This is a genomic window from Streptomyces composti (assembly GCF_012034205.1).
Taxonomy (GTDB): Bacteria; Actinomycetota; Actinomycetes; order Streptomycetales; family Streptomycetaceae; genus Streptomyces; species Streptomyces composti.
The window spans coordinates 97,142-113,738 of sequence record NZ_JAATEM010000008.1 but is presented as its reverse complement, the minus strand read 5'-3'; the positions used below and the strand labels follow the sequence as shown (position 1 = coordinate 113,738).

Annotated in this window: 15 protein-coding genes; 7 read left to right on the top strand and 8 right to left on the bottom strand. The window is 71.5% G+C overall.

Going from position 1 to position 16,597, the window contains the following annotated elements; genetic code table 11:
* Positions 1-95 precede the first annotated feature (95 nt).
* The 4 genes from HCJ93_RS08655 to HCJ93_RS08640 all read left to right on the top strand — a co-directional run bounded on the left by HCJ93_RS08655 (position 96) and on the right by HCJ93_RS08640 (position 6,419).
* Positions 96-2,246, top strand: a complete 2,151-nt coding sequence (locus tag HCJ93_RS08655) for a glycoside hydrolase family 3 N-terminal domain-containing protein (protein ID WP_167992676.1) — start codon at positions 96-98, stop codon at positions 2,244-2,246.
* On the top strand, positions 2,243-3,739 hold the full coding sequence (locus tag HCJ93_RS08650; protein ID WP_167992674.1) for a sulfatase family protein: 1,497 nt from the start codon (positions 2,243-2,245) through the stop codon (positions 3,737-3,739). Before HCJ93_RS08655 ends, HCJ93_RS08650 begins: the two co-directional genes overlap by 4 nt.
* The gene (locus HCJ93_RS08645; RefSeq protein WP_167992672.1) at positions 3,736-5,397 is read left to right on the top strand and encodes an alpha-amylase family glycosyl hydrolase; all 1,662 of its coding nucleotides are present in this window, start codon (positions 3,736-3,738) and stop codon (positions 5,395-5,397) included. The genes HCJ93_RS08650 and HCJ93_RS08645 overlap by 4 nt, the downstream gene beginning before the upstream one ends.
* A 65-nt stretch (positions 5,398-5,462) precedes the next feature.
* Positions 5,463-6,419, top strand: a complete 957-nt coding sequence (locus HCJ93_RS08640) for an SUMF1/EgtB/PvdO family nonheme iron enzyme (protein ID WP_373563567.1) — start codon at positions 5,463-5,465, stop codon at positions 6,417-6,419.
* Between the two features lie 30 nt (positions 6,420-6,449).
* Here the strand turns inward: HCJ93_RS08640 and HCJ93_RS08635 are convergent, their stop codons facing one another.
* Both HCJ93_RS08635 and HCJ93_RS08630 read right to left on the bottom strand, forming a co-directional pair.
* Positions 6,450-7,007 (bottom strand): TlpA family protein disulfide reductase, encoded by a 558-nt coding sequence (locus HCJ93_RS08635; RefSeq protein ID WP_167992668.1) that lies wholly within the window; start codon positions 7,005-7,007, stop codon positions 6,450-6,452.
* Between the two features lie 101 nt (positions 7,008-7,108).
* On the bottom strand, positions 7,109-7,618 hold the full coding sequence (locus tag HCJ93_RS08630) for an RICIN domain-containing protein (RefSeq protein ID WP_167992666.1): 510 nt from the start codon (positions 7,616-7,618) through the stop codon (positions 7,109-7,111).
* Between the two features lie 205 nt (positions 7,619-7,823).
* Here HCJ93_RS08630 and HCJ93_RS08625 point away from each other — a divergent pair, with 205 nt between their 5' ends.
* Positions 7,824-8,306: a DUF3515 family protein gene (locus HCJ93_RS08625; protein ID WP_167992664.1), complete on the top strand. Its 483-nt coding sequence runs from the start codon at positions 7,824-7,826 to the stop codon at positions 8,304-8,306.
* A gap of 115 nt (positions 8,307-8,421) precedes the next feature.
* Here HCJ93_RS08625 and HCJ93_RS08620 read toward each other — a convergent pair whose 3' ends face one another.
* The 3 genes from HCJ93_RS08620 to HCJ93_RS08610 all read right to left on the bottom strand — a co-directional run bounded on the left by HCJ93_RS08620 (position 8,422) and on the right by HCJ93_RS08610 (position 10,857).
* The gene (locus HCJ93_RS08620) at positions 8,422-8,766 is read right to left on the bottom strand and encodes a helix-turn-helix domain-containing protein (RefSeq protein ID WP_167992663.1); all 345 of its coding nucleotides are present in this window, start codon (positions 8,764-8,766) and stop codon (positions 8,422-8,424) included.
* Positions 8,767-8,904: 138 nt separating this feature from the next.
* The gene (locus tag HCJ93_RS08615; RefSeq protein WP_167992661.1) at positions 8,905-10,074 is read right to left on the bottom strand and encodes a fibronectin type III domain-containing protein; all 1,170 of its coding nucleotides are present in this window, start codon (positions 10,072-10,074) and stop codon (positions 8,905-8,907) included.
* A 522-nt stretch (positions 10,075-10,596) separates the two neighbouring features.
* On the bottom strand, positions 10,597-10,857 hold the full coding sequence (locus HCJ93_RS08610) for a hypothetical protein (RefSeq protein ID WP_167992659.1): 261 nt from the start codon (positions 10,855-10,857) through the stop codon (positions 10,597-10,599).
* Between the two features lie 246 nt (positions 10,858-11,103).
* On the opposite strand from HCJ93_RS08610, the gene HCJ93_RS08605 reads away from it, so the two are divergent.
* Together HCJ93_RS08605 and HCJ93_RS08600 are read left to right on the top strand one after the other, a co-directional pair.
* On the top strand, positions 11,104-11,736 hold the full coding sequence (locus tag HCJ93_RS08605) for a hypothetical protein (protein WP_167992657.1): 633 nt from the start codon (positions 11,104-11,106) through the stop codon (positions 11,734-11,736).
* Between the two features lie 58 nt (positions 11,737-11,794).
* Positions 11,795-12,217: an acyl-CoA thioesterase gene (locus HCJ93_RS08600; protein WP_167992655.1), complete on the top strand. Its 423-nt coding sequence runs from the start codon at positions 11,795-11,797 to the stop codon at positions 12,215-12,217.
* Positions 12,218-12,384: 167 nt separating this feature from the next.
* Here the strand turns inward: HCJ93_RS08600 and HCJ93_RS08595 are convergent, their stop codons facing one another.
* From HCJ93_RS08595 to pucL, 3 genes are all read right to left on the bottom strand, one after another.
* Entirely contained in the window at positions 12,385-13,866 is a 1,482-nt protein-coding gene (locus HCJ93_RS08595; RefSeq protein WP_309141342.1) for a nucleobase:cation symporter-2 family protein, read from the bottom strand.
* Between the two features lie 303 nt (positions 13,867-14,169).
* Positions 14,170-15,549: an 8-oxoguanine deaminase gene (locus HCJ93_RS08590; protein WP_167992654.1), complete on the bottom strand. Its 1,380-nt coding sequence runs from the start codon at positions 15,547-15,549 to the stop codon at positions 14,170-14,172.
* Between the two features lie 122 nt (positions 15,550-15,671).
* On the bottom strand, positions 15,672-16,595 hold the full coding sequence (gene pucL, locus HCJ93_RS08585; protein WP_167992652.1) for a factor-independent urate hydroxylase: 924 nt from the start codon (positions 16,593-16,595) through the stop codon (positions 15,672-15,674).
* Positions 16,596-16,597: the final 2 nt, after the last annotated feature.

The following is a 16,597-nucleotide window of genomic DNA, read 5'->3' as shown; positions in this document are numbered from 1 at the left end:
GGTGCGCCACACCGGCGAGACGTTTGCAAGCATGGGATGTATGCGCTTACATTCGGCGCAGTGCCGAGCGCGACACGGGTGACAAGGAACAGGACATGCACCGACCGTACGAACACGAGGTCAAGGACCTGCTCAGCCGGATGACGGTCGAGGAGAAGCTGGGCCAGCTCCAGCAGCTGACCTGGACCGGTGACACCGGCCCCGGCGGCGGCCAGACCGAGGAGGTCGAGCGCGCGGCCCGTGCGGGTCTGCTCGGCTCGGTGCTCAACCTGTTCGGCGCGGAGCACACCAACACCCTGCAGCGCATGGCGGTCGAGGAGTCCCGCCTGGGCATCCCGCTGCTCTTCGGCCAGGACGTGATCCACGGCTTCTGGACCACTTTCCCGATCCCGCTCGCCGAGGCCTCCAGCTTCGACCCGGCCGTGGTGGAGCTGGACGCCGAGATCTCGGCGATGGAGACCCGCTCCAACGGCATCCGCTGGACGTTCTCGCCCATGATGGACGTCACGCACGAGCCCCGCTGGGGGCGGATCGCGGAGAGCTGCGGCGAGGACCCGTACCTCAACACCGTCCTCGCCGTCGCCAAGATCCGCGGCTACCAGGGCGACGACCTCAGCGCCGGGCACAACGTGGCCGCCTGCGCCAAGCACTTCGTCGCCTACGGCGGCGCCGAGGGCGGGCGGGACTACAACACGGTCGACGTCTCCGAGCAGCGGCTGCGCAATCTGTACCTGCCGCCGTTCAAGGCCTCGGTGGACGCCGGGGTGGCCACGGTGATGGCGGCGTTCAACACCGTCAGCGGGGTGCCGGCGCACGGCAACCCGCACACCATGACCGGCATCCTGAAGGAGGAGTGGGGCTTCGACGGCGTCGTGGTCAGCGACTACACCGGCGTCGAGGAGCTGATCGCGCACGGCTACGCGGCCGACGCCGCCGACGCGGCCCGCCTGGCCCTGATGGCGGGCCTCGACATGGAGATGGTCAGCACCACCATCGCCGCGCACGGCAAGCGGCTGCTCGCCGAGGGCCGTGTCACCGAGGACCGGCTGGACGACGCCGTGGCCCGCATCCTGCGGCTGAAGTTCGAACTCGGCCTCTTCGACGACCCGTACACCGACGAGTCGCAGGCCATCGACGAGCCGACCCCGCAGGCGCGGGCGGCGGCCCGGGAGGCCGCGGGCCGCTCCATGGTCCTGATGAAGAACGACGGCGGGGTGCTGCCGCTCGGCCCGGGAGCCCGCTCCATCGCCGTGGTCGGCCCGTTCGCCGGCCACACCGATCTGCACGGCACCTGGGCCGGCCCCGGCTGCCGCCGCTTCCCCACGGTCAGCATCCTCGACGGCGTGCGCGCCGCCGCGCCCGGCGCCACGGTCACCCACGCCGGTGCGGACATCGAGGAGGCCGTGGCCGCCGCCCGGTCCGCCGACGTCACCGTCGTGGTGGTCGGCGAGGAGCCCGAGCTCAGCGGTGAGGCCGCGGTGCGCAGCGAGATCTCGCTGCCCGACGGGCAGGAGCAGCTCATCGCCGCCATCGCCGCCACCGGCAAGCCCTTCGCGGTGGTGCTGCTCAACGGCCGCCCGCTGACCATCGGCTCCTGGGTGGACGAGGTGCCCGCGCTGCTGGAGGCCTGGCACCCGGGCATCGAGGCCGGCAACGCCGTCGCCGATGTGCTGTTCGGCAAGGTCAACCCCGGCGGCAAGCTGCCGGTCACCTTCCCGCGCGCGCTGGGCCAGATCCCGATCTACTACAACCGGGAGAACACCGGCCGCCCCTACTCCCCCGACGGCGCCGAGCAGAAGTACGTCTCCCGCTACCTCGACCTCGCCGACGGCCCCCAGTTCGCCTTCGGGCACGGCCTGAGCTACACCACGTTCACCACCGGCCGGCCGCGCCTGGACCGGGAGACGGTCACCGTCGACGAGCTGGAGCGCGGCGCGCACGTCGAGGTGCTGGTGAGCGTCACCAACACCGGTGACCGCACCGGCGACGAGGTCGTCCAGCTCTACGTCCACGACCCGGTGGCGAGCATCGCCCAGCCGGTGCGCCGGCTGCGCGGCTTCCGCCGCGTCACCCTGGAGCCGGGGCGGACCACCCAGGTGCGCTTCACCCTCGGCGCGGACGACCTGGGCTTCTGGACCAACGACCCGTCCGGGTGCTTCGTCGTCGAGCCGGGCCGCTTCGACCTGTACGCCGGCACCGACTCCCTCGCCGACGCCCGCTGCACCCTGACGGTGGTCCGGTCATGAGCGTCCCGCGGCGCCCGAACATCGTCCTGTTCATGACCGACGACCACGCACCGGCGGCCATCGGCGCCTACGGCAGCGTGATCAACAGGACCCCGTCGGTCGATCGCCTGGCGGCCGAGGGCACGGTCTTCGAGAACACCTTCTGTACCAACGCCATCTGCTCCCCCGCCCGCGCCACCCTGCTGACCGGCACCTACAGCCATGTCAACGGCATGACCTCGCTGGAGGGCCCGGACCACAAGTTCGACGCCCGCCAGCCGTCGTTCCCGAGGATGCTGCAGGAGGCCGGTTACCAGACCGCGATCGTCGGCAAGTGGCACCTCGGGCACGGCGAGGGCCATGACCCGGAGGGCTTCGACCACTGGGAGATCCTCCCGGAGCACGGCGTCTACCACGACCCGGAGTTCCTCACCGCGGACGGCAGGAGGAGGTACCCCGGCTATGTCACCGACATCATCACCGACCTGGCCCTGAACTGGCTCGACCGGCGCGACCCGGACAAGCCGTTCTGCCTGCTGATCCAGCACAAGGCGCCGCACCGCCCGTTCGAGCCCGCCGCTCGCCACCGGCACCTGTACGAGCAGCAGGACGTCCCCGCGCCACCGACCCTGCACGACGACCTCGCCGGACGGGCACCCGCCGCGCGCGAGGCGGAGATGAGCATGGAGGACCTCACCGACGAGGACCTCAAGGGCGTCCCGGTGCCGCCCGGGCTCTCACCGCGCGAGGAGCGGGAGTGGCGCTACCAGCGCTACATCAAGGACTATCTGCGGGTGATCGCCGCGCTCGACGAGAACGTCGGCCGGGTGCTGCACTACCTCGACGTCACCGGCCTGGACGCCTCCACCGCCGTCGCCTACACCTCCGACCACGGCTTCTTCCTCGGCGAGCACGGCTGGTTCGACAAGCGGTTCATGTACGAGGAGGGCATGCGCATCCCGCTGGTGCTGCGCTGGCCCGGTGTCGCCGAGCCCGGCTCGCGCCGGGAGGAGCTGGTGGCGAACATCGACTACGCCCCCACCCTGCTGGACATGGCGGGCCTGCCCTCGCACGCCCGCATGCAGGGCCGCTCCCTCGTCCCCCTCGTCAAGGGAGAGGACCCCGGCGACTGGCGGGACGCGGTCTACTACCGCTACTACATGCACCTGGACGTCTGCCACAACGTCCAGGCCTGCTACGGCATCCGCACCCGGACCCACAAGCTGATCCACTACCCGGGCCACGGCTCGGGCGCCGACGGGGCCCAGGACGCGCCGCGCGAGCCCGCCTGGGAGCTGTTCGACCTCACCCGGGACCCGCACGAGCTGCACAACCGGTACCACGACCCGGAGTACGCGGACGTGGTCCAGGACCTGACGACCCGGCTGGCGGCACTGCAGCGCCACTTCGGCGACACGCCGGAGGGCGTACTGCCCGCGCCGGCACCGGCGGGCACCGCGGTCCGCGTCGCAGCCGACGCCGCCGACGCCTCCCGAAGGGACGACGCCCCATGAAGACCCCGGACTTCGGTCATGACGCACGCCCGGCCGGCGAGTGGCTGGCCGACGCCGTCCTCTACCAGATCTATCCGCAGAGCTTCGCGGACTCCGACGGCGACGGCATCGGCGACTTCGCCGGCATCGAGCAGCGGCTCGACCATCTCGAGTGGCTCGGCGTGAACACCGTCTGGCTCAACCCGTGCTTCGCCTCGCCCTTCCGGGACGCCGGCTACGACGTCTCCGACTACTTCACCGTCGCCCCCCGCTACGGCACCAACGACGACCTGGCCCGCCTGGTGGACAGCGCCCGGCGCCGCGGCATCCGGGTGCTGCTCGACCTGGTGGCCGGTCACACCTCCGACGAGCACCCGTGGTTCACGGCCTCCGCCGACGACCCCACGGATCACCGGTACATCTGGGCGGACGCCGAAAGCCGCCCCGCCGACGGCTTCGTGCCCTCTCCCGGCACCCGGCCCGGCTGGTACCTGCCGAACTTCTTCCCCAGCCAGCCCGCCCTCAACTTCGGCTACGCCCGCCCTCACCCGGACGAGCCCTGGCGGCAGCCCGTCGACGCCGAGGGTCCGCGCGCCAACCGCCGCGCCCTGCGCGAGATCATGGAGCACTGGCTGGAGCTGGGCCTGGCCGGCTTCCGCGTCGACATGGCCGCCTCCCTGGTCAAGGACGATCCCGGTCACGCCGAGTCGGCCCGCCTGTGGAGCGAGATGCGCGACTGGCTGGACAAGCGGCACCCGCACGCCGCGCTGCTGTCCGAGTGGGGCGACCCGGCCGTCTCCGTCCCGGCCGGCTTCCACGCCGACTTCTTCCTGCAGTTCGGCGCCCAGGACGACGGGCTCAAACTGCGCTCGCTGTGGAACAACAACACCGGCACCGTCAACGAGAACTGGGAACCGCTGGACCCCTACTTCGGCGCCGAGGGCACCGGGTCCCTGGACACCTTCCTCGACGGCTGGCGCACGGCCACCCGGGCGATCTCGGCCGGCGGCCGCGGCGGCTTCATCGCCCTGCCCACCTCCAACCACGACTTCTCCCGCCTCGCCTGCGGGCCGCGCACCGCGGAGCAACTGCCCGCCGCCTTCGTCTTCCAGCTCACCTGGCCGACCCTCCCGGCCGTCTACTACGGCGACGAGATCGGCATGCGCTACGTCCCCGGGCTCCCGCCGCACGAGGGCAGCGTCCTCGGCCCCCGCTACAACCGGGCCGGCTCACGCACTCCGATGCAGTGGGACTCCACCGCCGGCGCCGGCTTCTCCACCGCCGACCCGGAACGCCTCTACCTGCCCATCGACCCGGATCCCGGCCGCCCCACGGTCGCCGCCCAGCGCCAGGACCCCGGATCCCTGCTCAACCTGGTGCGCCGCCTCATCGCGCTGCGTGCCTCCTCACCCGACCTGGGCACCGGCGGTGACGTGCGGATGCTGCATGCCGGCTACCCCTTGGTGCATGTGCGCGGCGGGCGGTACCTGATCGTGGTCAACCCCCGCCGGGAACCGGCGCACTTCGCCCTCCCCGAGGACATCGCGGGGCGTCTCACCGCCGCCGAGGCCGTCGAGACGTCCGGGGTGGAGCTGCGGCACGGCCTGGTGCACGCGGCCGGTTTCGCCTACGCCGTGGTCGACCTGGGCCGCACCGACCCGTCTCCGGCGGCCCGATGACCGAGCGGCCTCCGGTCCCGCAGGCTCCTGAGCCCCGTCCGGCCGGCGGCACCGGGCCGGCGGCGATCCCCCGAGCCGGCGATCACCGCCCGGTCCGCCCCGGGGCCGACGGCCCCCGCCCGGCCTGCTGCGCCCCGGCGCGCCCGGTGGGGGCGCAGCCCCCGGCCGGGCGGGCCGCTGCCCGTCCTGCCGGGCCCCGGCCAGCCTCCGTGCAGCCGCACGGAGGCTGGCGGGAGCTGCCCGGCGGCCGCTTCCTCATGGGCAGCGACGACTCCCCGTACCCCGCGGACCGCGAGGGCCCGGCGCGCCAGGCGGCGGTCGACGCCTTCGCCGTCGCCGCCACGGCCGTCACCAACGCGGAGTTCGCGGCCTTCGCCGAGGCCACCGGCCATCGCACGGACGCCGAACGCCACGGCTGGTCGTTCGTCTTCGGCGGTTTCCTCCCCGACGACTTCCCGCCGACCCGTGCGGCGGCCACCGCCCCGTGGTGGCGTCAGGTCCACGGTGCCCACTGGCGCCGCCCCGAGGGCCCCGCCTCCGGTCTCGACGGCCGCTGGGACCATCCGGTGGTGCACGTCTCGTACCACGACGCCCTGGCCTACTGCGCCTGGGCGGGCGTTCGGCTCCCCACCGAGGCCGAGTGGGAGTACGCCGCGCGCGGCGGCCTCGAGGGCAAGCCGTATCCGTGGGGGGACGAGCGCGACCCCGGAGGCGAGTTCCGCATGAACATCTTCCGGGGCGGCTTCCCGGCCCACAACACGGCCGCCGACGGCTACCGCGGCACCTGCCCGGTGGACGCCTTCCCGCCCAACGCCTACGGCCTGTTCAACATGACGGGCAACGTCTGGGAGTGGTGCGCGGACCCGTTCGCCCCCGGCGCGCGCGTCCTCAAGGGCGGCTCCCACATGTGCCACGAGTCGTACTGCCTCCGCTACCGCACCTCGGCCCGCATGGGCAACTCCCCGGACAGCTCCAGCGGGAACACGGGCTTCAGGGTGGTGCGCCGGGCACCGGATGAATGAGCGCGGCCTCTGCGGCGGCAGGAACGCCCGCTACGGCAGCAACGGCGCGACGACCCGCTTCAGCTCCTTCTCCCCGATCGCCCCGATGCGCGCCGCCGCGATCCGCCCCTCCCGGTCGACCACGATGGTGAACGGATAGGCGCTGACATTCACCATGCCCTTCGGCAGCCGCAGCAGCTGACGCCCCTTCGGGTCGTGCAGGCTCGGATAGGCGAGCTTCGCCTCCTTCTCGAAGGCGCGGGCGTCGGCGAGCGAGGTGTCGGCGTTCACCCCCACCACCCGCAGGCCCTTGCCGTACAGCTCCTTGTGCACCCGCGAGAGACCGGGCGCCTCCGCTCGGCACGGCCCGCACCAGGACGCCCAGGCGTTCACCACCACGACCTTGCCGCGCAGTTCCTCGATGCTCACCCGGCCGCCGTCCACGCTCTCCCCCGACAGCTCCGGCATCGCCACCCGCTTCGCGGGCGCGTACCGCTTCAGGGGGGAGGCCGCGGGCGTCTCGGCCTCCGGCGCGGGGGCGGGCGCCGAGCAGGCCGCCGACCCGGCGAGCAGCAGGGCGGCCACGGTTGCGGCTCGCGTTCTCCTCATGCGGGTCAGCATCGCATCCCGGTCAGCGCGTCCCGCCCCGGGGAGGGGCGGTGCCAACGGCTGCCGCCTCCCCCTCCGGGCGCCCGGCTGCCCGTCAGGGATCAGGACAGGCCCCACTCCTGGCGGACGCGCGCCTTGTCGGAAGCCCCGCTCTTCTCCAGGTAGGGGTAGGAGCCGGCCTTCGTCGAGTTCGAGGCGATGACCTTTCCGTTCGCCTTGCTGTAGAGCTTCGAACCGCCCAGCGCCCACTGGTGGTTCTTCTTGGCGGAAGTGCAGGTGTACTGCACCAGGCGGCTCTTGGCGCCCACGGCCAGGCACTTCCCCGACTTGTCGTTCTTGATGGTGAACACCGAGCTGTTCTTGGACAGCCGTTTCAGTGTCCAGCGCTGCGTCTTGTCGCTCTTGGCGCACTTACCGAGAACGAGGCGTGCGTTGTTCTTCTTGCTGCCGCCCATCGACAGACACTTGCCGGGCGCCCAGACGCGCTCGAGACGCGTGTGCGCATACGGATCCTTTTTCGCCGGGGCGGCAGCGTGCGCGGGCGCGGACAGGACCGTCATCGAGCCCGCGGCTATCGCGACCATGGCCAACGACCCGACTGTTTTACGCATCAAATACTCCCTCATGGAAGGACCGGAAAGGCGGACGACGCACTCGAAGCTAGATTCGAAGTCGCCCCGTCGCCAGGTCCGTTGGGGAGGTGGCCAAAAGGTCATTGCCCGAGAGGGCAGAAGCCCCGGCCAGGGTGCGGTCGGCGATGGCGGATGCCATAGCGTGGCGTCCGACCACTGCCCTCACTCGCCGGGAAACGGACCGTTGAGCATCCCCAGAAAAAGCACGACTCTGCCCCTGGCAGCCGCGGCCCTCGCCGTCGTCGCGGCGCTCGCTTTCATCGCGGCGAAGGACCCGCACTACGACATCCGTCCGGGCGCCCGGGCTGAGAATGCCCAGTGCGCCCGTATGGTCGACGAGGCCCCGGACCGACTGGCCGGAAAACCGCACCACAGCACGGGCATACCCGGCGTGGTCGTCTGGGGGGACAACGAGATCGTCCTGCGCTGCGGTGTGCCGGAACCCGGCCCCACCACCGACCCGTGTTTCGCCGCCGACGGAGTCGACTGGGTGCTGCACGAAAAGAGGAGCACCGAGGGCGGGAAGGTGATCACCACCTACGGCCGCAGCCCGGCCACGGAGGTCACCTTCACCGGGTCGGCGAGCGCTCCCGATGCCGCACTCGTCGAGCTGTCCGCGCTTGTCGCCCCGATCAAGCAGACGGCGCAGTGCATCCAGCCGGACTGACGCACGGGTGACGTCGCCCCACGAGTCCTCGGCGAGGGGGCGTGTCCCCCGGGTGCCGACGGCGGCGCGAACGGCCTTGCGCCCGCACTGGTCGAGTGCGGGCGCAAGGCTGTGGTCACGCGGCTGCCGGCCGGCGCCGCCCGGTACCTCCGGCAAGGTGTCGCGTGCACGCGTCGTCCGAGCACAGCGCCTCGTGGGCGAGTGCGGACACGATCGCGGCCTGCGTCCGTGTTTCCTGCCCGGTCTTCTCCACGATGTTCGCGATGTGCGCCTTCACCGTCCGTTCGGCGATGCCCAGCCGGCGTGCCAGCTCGCGGTTGCCCAGCCCTGTGCCCAGGAGAAGGAGGACTTCCCTCTCCCGGCTGGTCAGGCTCTCCAGCCGCCACACCCCGAAGCCGGGATCATGTCCCGTACGCAGGTACGGACATGGTGCGAATCCCCCGTCGGACCGCTTGGTCATGGTGGTCCTTCCTGATCGCGGTTCCGCTCCAGCAGACCCCCGTGGTCTGGTGGCACCGGCGATCAAGACCCAACCTAGCCGCCCGCTCCGACAGGAGCACACCGGTATCCGGGCGCCGGATCTCCGCGGCCGCGTGCGTCAGAACTTGCCGTAACGGCCCGTCAGATCGGCCTGCGGGCAGGCTATCGAGCCGACGAGGCACTTGGGGTCGGCGTACTTCCTCGTGTAGACGTTGGTGACCTTGCCGCCGTCGTAGATGTAGATGTGGTGATTGGGCATCAGGCGGTGCTTGCCCGAGCGGATGGTGTAGTTGCCGCTCTTGGTGAGGTTCATCGTCAGGGCTCCGTCGATGGCGCCCTTGACGCCGCCGAGGCCCTTGCAGAACGGGTTGGTGGCGTGCAGGTTCATGCGGATGTCGACGTAGTTGGCGCCGGACCCGAGCTTCTTGACCGACATGTGCTTGGTGGTGGCCGTCTTGGTGGCGACCTTCTTGCCGGTCTTCTTCACATACACAGTGGTCGGTTTGATGTGCTTGCTGCCCTGCACCTTCTTCGTCTTCCAGGTGACGGTGGCGTGCAGGGCCGTGCGGTACTTGTCCGACTTCCAGTCGAACTTGCTCCGCCCGTCGCCACCGAACTGGAACTTGCGGCCGTAGTCACAGCCGGCGACGGGAGCGTCGATGCGCTTCTGCGGGATGAAGGCGATCCACGAGAGGGTGGAGGTCTTGGCGACGCCCGCGGCGGCGGCCAGGGAGACGGCGTGCTCACGCAGAGCACCGGCCGACCCGGCGGCCGGGACGGAGACGTTCATGCCCCACAGCCTCGCTCCCGGGGCTCCGGTCTCCGGCAGTTCCGGCGCGACCTGGTAGTGGTAGTCCGTGCCCGGTGCCACGTCCGTGTCGCGGAAGGACTCCTCGCCTGCGGCCAGGCGTGCGATCTCCTTGCCGTCGCGGGTCACCACATAGCGGGCGTCGGGAGCGTACGCCTTCCAGGAGAGTTCCACGAAGGAGCTCCCGGCTGCGGCGACGATCCCCTCCCGGGCCGAGGAGCGGTCGACGACGGCGGTCTCCCCCGAGTCCGCCCGCATCACGCCGAACCCCTGCGCGGCCAGCATCCTGCCCTGGGCGCTGTTCTCGCCGACGCCGGTCACGTCCTTCAGCCCGTCGGAGGACACGGCGGACAGGGAGAACGCGGCCGTGTCGGGCCGGGGGTCGGGCTGCGGTGCGGCAGCCGCGTTGACCCCGCCCGCGAGAAGCGTGAGCGGCGCCAGGGACAGGGCTGCCGTTCTGGCGGAACGAGAAAGGTGCATGTGTGGTCCTTCCGTACTCTGCGTGCCACTGCTGGTCCGATGGGCGCGGGCGGTTCCCGCACCTCGCTGCCCGGGCGCTGCGGGCCTCACGGCCCCGGCCCGCGTGACCGGGGGACATCCGCCGCCGCTGTGCGGCAGGCGAAGGCACGCCCGGTCGGCGCGGATGAAGGGGGCTGAACGCGCGGCGCGCTGCCAGAGGTTCGGTCCGGGCAGGCGCGCGGCGGCGGACGATGCCGGAGTGAGGCCTACGGCGTCGACGGCCGTGCGATGTGGCTGACCGCCACGGCCTTCCCTCGGGCAGAGGACATGCCAATGACCCTAGGAAGGACGGCCGTTGGGGCGTAAGTGTCTCCTTGGGCAGTGCCCCGTCGGGCAGTGCCCGAAAGTGCCATCAATGCCAGGTGCATGACATCCCAGAAGGCCGGCCGAGGGCAGCCAGGGGCACCGGTCGCCAAGACCGCGGGCGGCGCCGCGTCAGGCGGTCGAACTCAGGCGGTCGGCGAATTCAGGCAGTCGGCGAACTCAGACGGTCACGAAAGCGGTGGCGACGATCGGGTAGACCACGCTCAGGGCCCCCAGGACGAGGCCGATGAAGCACTGCCGCCGGTTGAGCCTGCGCCCCAGGCCGAGCAGGGCGAAGGTGACGGCGAGGCAGCCGAACAGGAGCGGGAAGGCGATCCCGATGAAGCCGGCGAACACCGCGGCGAGCAGCGCGAGCACACCGAGAACGAGCGACACGGGCCCGTAGAGAGTCGCAGGGCTGTCTGCGGAACCGGTGGCCATGGCGATCTCCTCGCTGTGCTGTGTCGGCCTTCCGACGTGCAGGTATGCGAACCTGCGGATCCATCATGGCACGAACCGGTCACGCGTCAGGGCCCCTCTCCCGCGGCCGGGCGCCCATGAGATCAAGCTCACCCGCGCGCCGGTCGCCGCGGGCCGGATCGGGCCGGACTGTCGGTGCCCGGTCGTAGGCTCCGAGCCGGTGGGGCCTCGTTTCCGGGCGCCCTCGGGGAAGGGAAGGAGCGTGCCGTGTCGCGACCGCCGACCGCCGCGCAGCGGCGGGTGATCGAGAGCGCCGATCCGGTCACCGGGCGGCTGAAGGGCACCGAGGCGCAGCTGGCGCCGCTGGTCCGCAACGGGCTGGCGTTCCGGCATCCGCGGCCGCCGCACGACTACTTCCTGACACCGGCCGGGCACCGGATCCGGGAGAAGGAGCCCGAGCAGGTGCCCGAGCCGTCCGAGAGGCCCGCTGCTTCCGGCGGGGTGTTCACCGCGCGGACCGGGGGTGAGGAGACGGCCCCCGAGCCGGGGCCGGCGCGGCGGCGGGAGGTGCGCAGTGCCTGGCAGGGGATGCTGGAGCTGCGGCGCATGACCCACCCGGACGGTGCCACGGACCGGCCCTGCCCGTGGGAGCGTGCGCATCTGGTGCAGGCCGCCGCGCTGGCGCTGGAGGCGGCCGGGCACCGGCCGGCCGGGCCGGAGGGTGACGGCTACCGGGTGCGGGAGACGCCGCAGCCGGAGGCGGTCGCGGTGTACGCGCCCGACGGCACCGAGCTGCGCGCCTGCGCGGCGACGCTGGAGCGGGCCGGCTGGCAGGCCGGGGAGTACACCGACCCGAGGACGCGGGTGCGGTACGTGCTGGCCTCGCCGCGTCGTGTCTGAGGGGGCGTGTCAGGATCGTCGGGCAGGTCAGTCGAGCACAGCAGCGTGAGGGGACGCAGTGAGCAAGCCGTTCACCGTACGGGTGACCGTCCGGGGTTACGAGACCGATGTGCAGGGCCACCTCAACCAGGCCGTGTATCTCAACTACGCGGAGCACGCCCGCTGGACGCTGCTCCAGGAGGCGGGGATCACCCAGGCGGGGTTGCAGGCGCACGGGGTGGGGCCGGTCGCGCTGGAGACGACGATCAAGTTCCGCAGGGAGCTGCTCGCCGGTGACGAGGTCGATGTGAGCTGCGTGTTCACCTGGGGCGGCGGCAAGACGTTCAGCATCGAGCAGGCCATCACCAAGACGGACGGCACGGTGTCCGCCGAGATCACCGCGGTGGGCGGGCTGCTGGACCTCAGGGAGCGCAGGCTGGTCGCGGAGCCGGACAAGGTGTTCCGCGAGCTGGCCGGGAATCCGGCGCTGTTCGGGCTGTAGGAGACATCCGGGAGCGGATGTTCCACCGGGAGCCGAAGCCGGTCAGCGACGCGTTCGTGCCGGAGGCGCCGGCGGTCAGCGGGCCCGGCCGCGCCCGGCCCGGCACCGAGGGTGCCGGGCCGGGCGATGGTGCGGGTTCATCGGGCAGGCGGAGCTGCCGGCGGACCTCATGGCGTGGAGCGGGCCCTCTTCGCCGAGCCGGTGATCTCCTCGTCCGTCCTCGTGGATCGGGCCCCCGCCTCCTCGGAGGAGGCGACGCCCGTCTCCACAGGATCCACGGAATTCACGGGATCCACGGGATCCACGGGATCCATGGGATGGGTGACCTCGGCGGCCTCGCGGCGGCCGTTTCCGATGTGGTTGAAGACGAGGTTCAGCAGGACGGCGACCACGCAGCCGGTGGAGATGCCGGAGTCGAGGACGATGCGGGCCGTCTCCGGGAAGGCGTGGTAGAACTGCGGCGCGCTGATCGGGATGATCCCGACGGCGAGCGAGACGGCCACGATCAGGATGTTGTTGTCCTTCTCCAGGCCCGCGCGGACCAGGGTCTGGATGCCGCTGGCGGCGACCGAGCCGAACAGGACCACGCCGGCGCCGCCGAGGACCGGGCGCGGGACGACGGCGATCAGGGAGGCGGCCACGGGGCACAGGCCCATCAGGACGAGGAAGCCGCCCCCGGTGGCCACGACATAGCGGCTGCGGATCCTGGTCATCGCCACCAGGCCGATGTTCTGGGCGAAGGCGCTGCACATGAAGCCGTTGAACACCGGGGCGAGGGCGGAGCCGAGGGTGTCGGCGCGCAGGCCGGCCGCGATGGTCTTCTCGTCGGCGGGGCGGTCGACGATCTCGCCCAGGGCGAGCATGTCGGCGGTGGACTCGGTCATGGAGACGACCATCACCACGCACAGCGAGACGATCGCGGCGAGCTGGAACTGCGGGGTGCCGAAGTGGAACGGGGTGGGAAAGCCGACGACGGCCGAGTCGGCGACCGGGGAGAAGTCGGTGACGCCGAAGGGGAGGGCGACGAGCGTGCCGGCGACCAGGCCGAGCAGTACGGCGATCTGCTTGACGAAGCCCCGGGTGAAGCGGCGCAGCACCAGCACGATGACGAGGGTGACGGCGGCCAGGGTGAGGTTGGTGGCCGAGCCGAAGTCGCCGGCGGAGGGGTCGGGGCCCTGCGCCCAGCCGAAGGCGACGGGCAGCAGGGATACGCCGATCAGGGTGATGACGGTGCCGGTGACGACCGGCGGGAAGAAGCGGACCGCCTTGCTGAAGAAGGGCGCCGCGAGGAAGCCGAGGAGTCCGGCGACGATGACCGCGCCGAAGATGACCGGCAGGGCGTCGTCCTTGTCGGGGGTGGCGGCGACGACGGCGGTCATGGGGGCGACCCCGGCGAAGGTGACGCCGTTGACGAAGGGCAGCCGGGCGCCGATCTTCCAGATGCCGATGGTCTGCAGCAGGGTGGCGAGGCCCGCGGTGAACAGGCAGGCGCCGGTGAGGAAGGTCAGGTCGGTGGCGGACAGGCCTATGGCCGCGCCGACGATCAGGGGCGGGGCGACGACTCCCGCGTACATGGCGGCCACATGCTGCAGGCCGGTGGTCGCCATCTTCAGGGGTGGAAGCGTCTCGTCTACGGGGTGGTCGGCCACTGCGGCTCTCCTCCGGTCGGGTGCGCGTCGGCTCTGACGCGGGTGTCAGGGAGGTCGTGCGGGGCGGGCGTGGGGTGCCTTCCCGCCCGGGCGGAGCCGGAGTCGGGGAGGAACCTGGAGGACGGAGCAGCCGCGCCGGGGCCAGGATGGGTCGCATCTGGGTGTCCCGGGTGCGGGGAGGGTGGCCGTTCCGGGACGCGCGTGCTCGATCATCACGCGCGTCCCGGAGACGGCCGCCGCGGGCCCCGCTCGGGTCCGCGGTACCGGCCGGGAGCCGTCCCTCCCGGCCGGTGGTCTCGGTGTTCAGTTCTGCGCGGCGATCCGTGCCAGTCGCTGCGCTTCCGTACGGGTGGTACGGGCGATCGTGTGCTCGTCGGCGGTGAGCAGCCGGCCGTTCTCGACGATCTGCCGGCCGCCGACGAAGGAGGCGGTGACCGGGGCGGGGGCGCCGAGCACCAGTGCGGCGACCGGGTCGGCGATGGAGGAGTGGGCGAGGGTGTCGATCCGCCACAGCACCAGGTCGGCGAGCTTGCCGGCTTCCAGGGAGCCGATCTCGCCTGCGCGGCCGAGCACTCGGGCGCCGCCGTGGGTGCCGAGCCTGAGTGCCTGCCGTGCGGTGAGCGCGGCCTCGCGGTGCCGGCCGAGGCGGTTGATCAGCAGGGCGTTGCGCAGTTCGGTGTGGAGTTCGCCGGACTCGTTGGAGGCGGTGCCGTCCACGCCCAGGCCGACGGGGACGCCGGCGGCGAGCAGGTCCGGGACGCGGGCGATCCCCGCGGCCAGGCGAGCGTTGGAGGAGGGGCAGTGGGCGACGCCGGTACCGGTGCGGGCGAAGGCGGCGATGTCGGAGTCGTTCATGTGGACGCAGTGCGCCATCCACACGTCCTCGCCGAGCCAGCCGGTGGACTCGAAGTAGTCGGTGGGGCCCATGCCGAACTGGTCGTGGCAGTACTTCTCCTCCTCCACGGTCTCCGAGCCGTGGGTGTGCAGGCGCACCCCGAGCCGGCGGGCCAGTCCGGCGGACTGGCGCAGCAGTTCGGTGGAGACGGAGAAGGGCGAGCAGGGGGCGACGGCGACCTGCGTCATCGCGTCGGAGGAGGGGTCGTGGTGCCGGGCGACGGTCTCCTCGGTGGCGGTGAGGGCCTGGTCGAGGGTCTCGACGGCGAAGTCGGGGGGCAGGCCGCCGTCCTGTTCGCCGCGGTCCATGGAGCCCCGGGCGAGGGTGAGGCGCACACCCATGTCACGGGCGGCGGCGACGATCGCGCCGGACAGGTCGCCGGAGCCGCGCGGGAAGACGTAGTGGTGGTCCATGGCGGTGGTGACGCCGCCGCGGGCCATCATGGCGAGCGAGCCCTGGGCGGCCGCGTGCACCATCGGTTCGTCGATGCGTGCCCAGACGGGGTAGAGGGCGACGAGCCAGTCGAACAGGTTGTGGTCGGTGGCCAGGCCCCGGGTGAGCCACTGGTAGAAGTGGTGGTGGGTGTTGACCAGGCCGGGGGTGGCCAGGTGCCCGGAGGCGTCGATGCGGCGGACGACGTTCTGCAGGTCCGCGGGTGCCGGGCCGGCGCCGAGGGACTCGATGCGATCGCCGGCGAGGACCAGGTGGCCGGAGGCGTACTCGGTGTCCTCGGCGTCGACGGTCGCGATCGCGCAGTGCTCGATCACGGTGCGCGGGGCTGCTGCCATGGTGTGTCCCTTGCTGTCTCGTCCTGTTCACGGGCAGGGCACGGCAGGACCCTGGAAGCCTTGACGGGGCCGGGGAGACCGGTCGGGTGTCTCCCCGGCCGCGGTGCCGAGAGGATGCGGCGTCAGAGGTTGGTGAGGTCCACCGGGATCCGCGCCTCGCAGCCGTCCCGCAGGATGGTGGCCTCGATCAGGCCGTAGGGGCGGTCCGCGGCGAAGTACACCTCGTTGTCGTTCTTCAGCCCGAACGGCTCCAGGTCCACCAGGAAGTGGTGCTTGTTCGGGAGGGAGAAGCGCACCTCGTCGATCTCACTGCGGTTGTTGATGACGCGGGCGCCCATCTGGTACAGCGTCTGCTGCAGCGACAGCGAGTACGTCTCGGCGAAGGCCTGCAGCAGGTGCTTCCTGACCTGCTCGTAGGACTTCTCCCAGTTGGGCATCTTCTGCTCGTCGTCGGTCCAGTTGAACCGCCACTTGCCGGAGACCTCGGTGGCCAGGATGCGGTCGTAGGCCTCCTTGAGGGTGGTGTACTTGTCCTTGATGTAGCCCCAGAACTCGGAGTTGGTGGAGTTCATCACCGTCAGGTCCTTCAGACCGGAGATGACCTCCCACTTCTCTCCGTCGAAGGTGACCTGGGTGGTGCGGATCTCCTGGCCCTTGCGGACGAAGGAGTGCTTGACCTCGTCGGCGCCGATGAACTTGCTGTTGGCGTCGGAGGTCTCGATCCGCTCCCAGGCGTACTCCTCGATACGGATGCGGGCCCGGTGGATCGGCTCCTGGCTGGTGACGAAGTGCCGCGCGAGGTGGATGCCGAACTGCTCGGCGGACTCGATGCCGTACTCCTTGGCGAACGCGTACACCGTGTTCTTGGTGGTGTCGGTCGGCAGCACGTTGGCGTTGGAGCCGGAGTAGTGGACCTCCTCCATGTCGCCGGACAGGGAGACGGAGACGTTGAGGTCCTTGATGTGGTGGGTGGCGCCGTCCCGCGTGATCTTGACGACTCGGTTCTCGGCCTTGCCGTACTGGTTCTGTCCCAGGATGGTCGGCATAG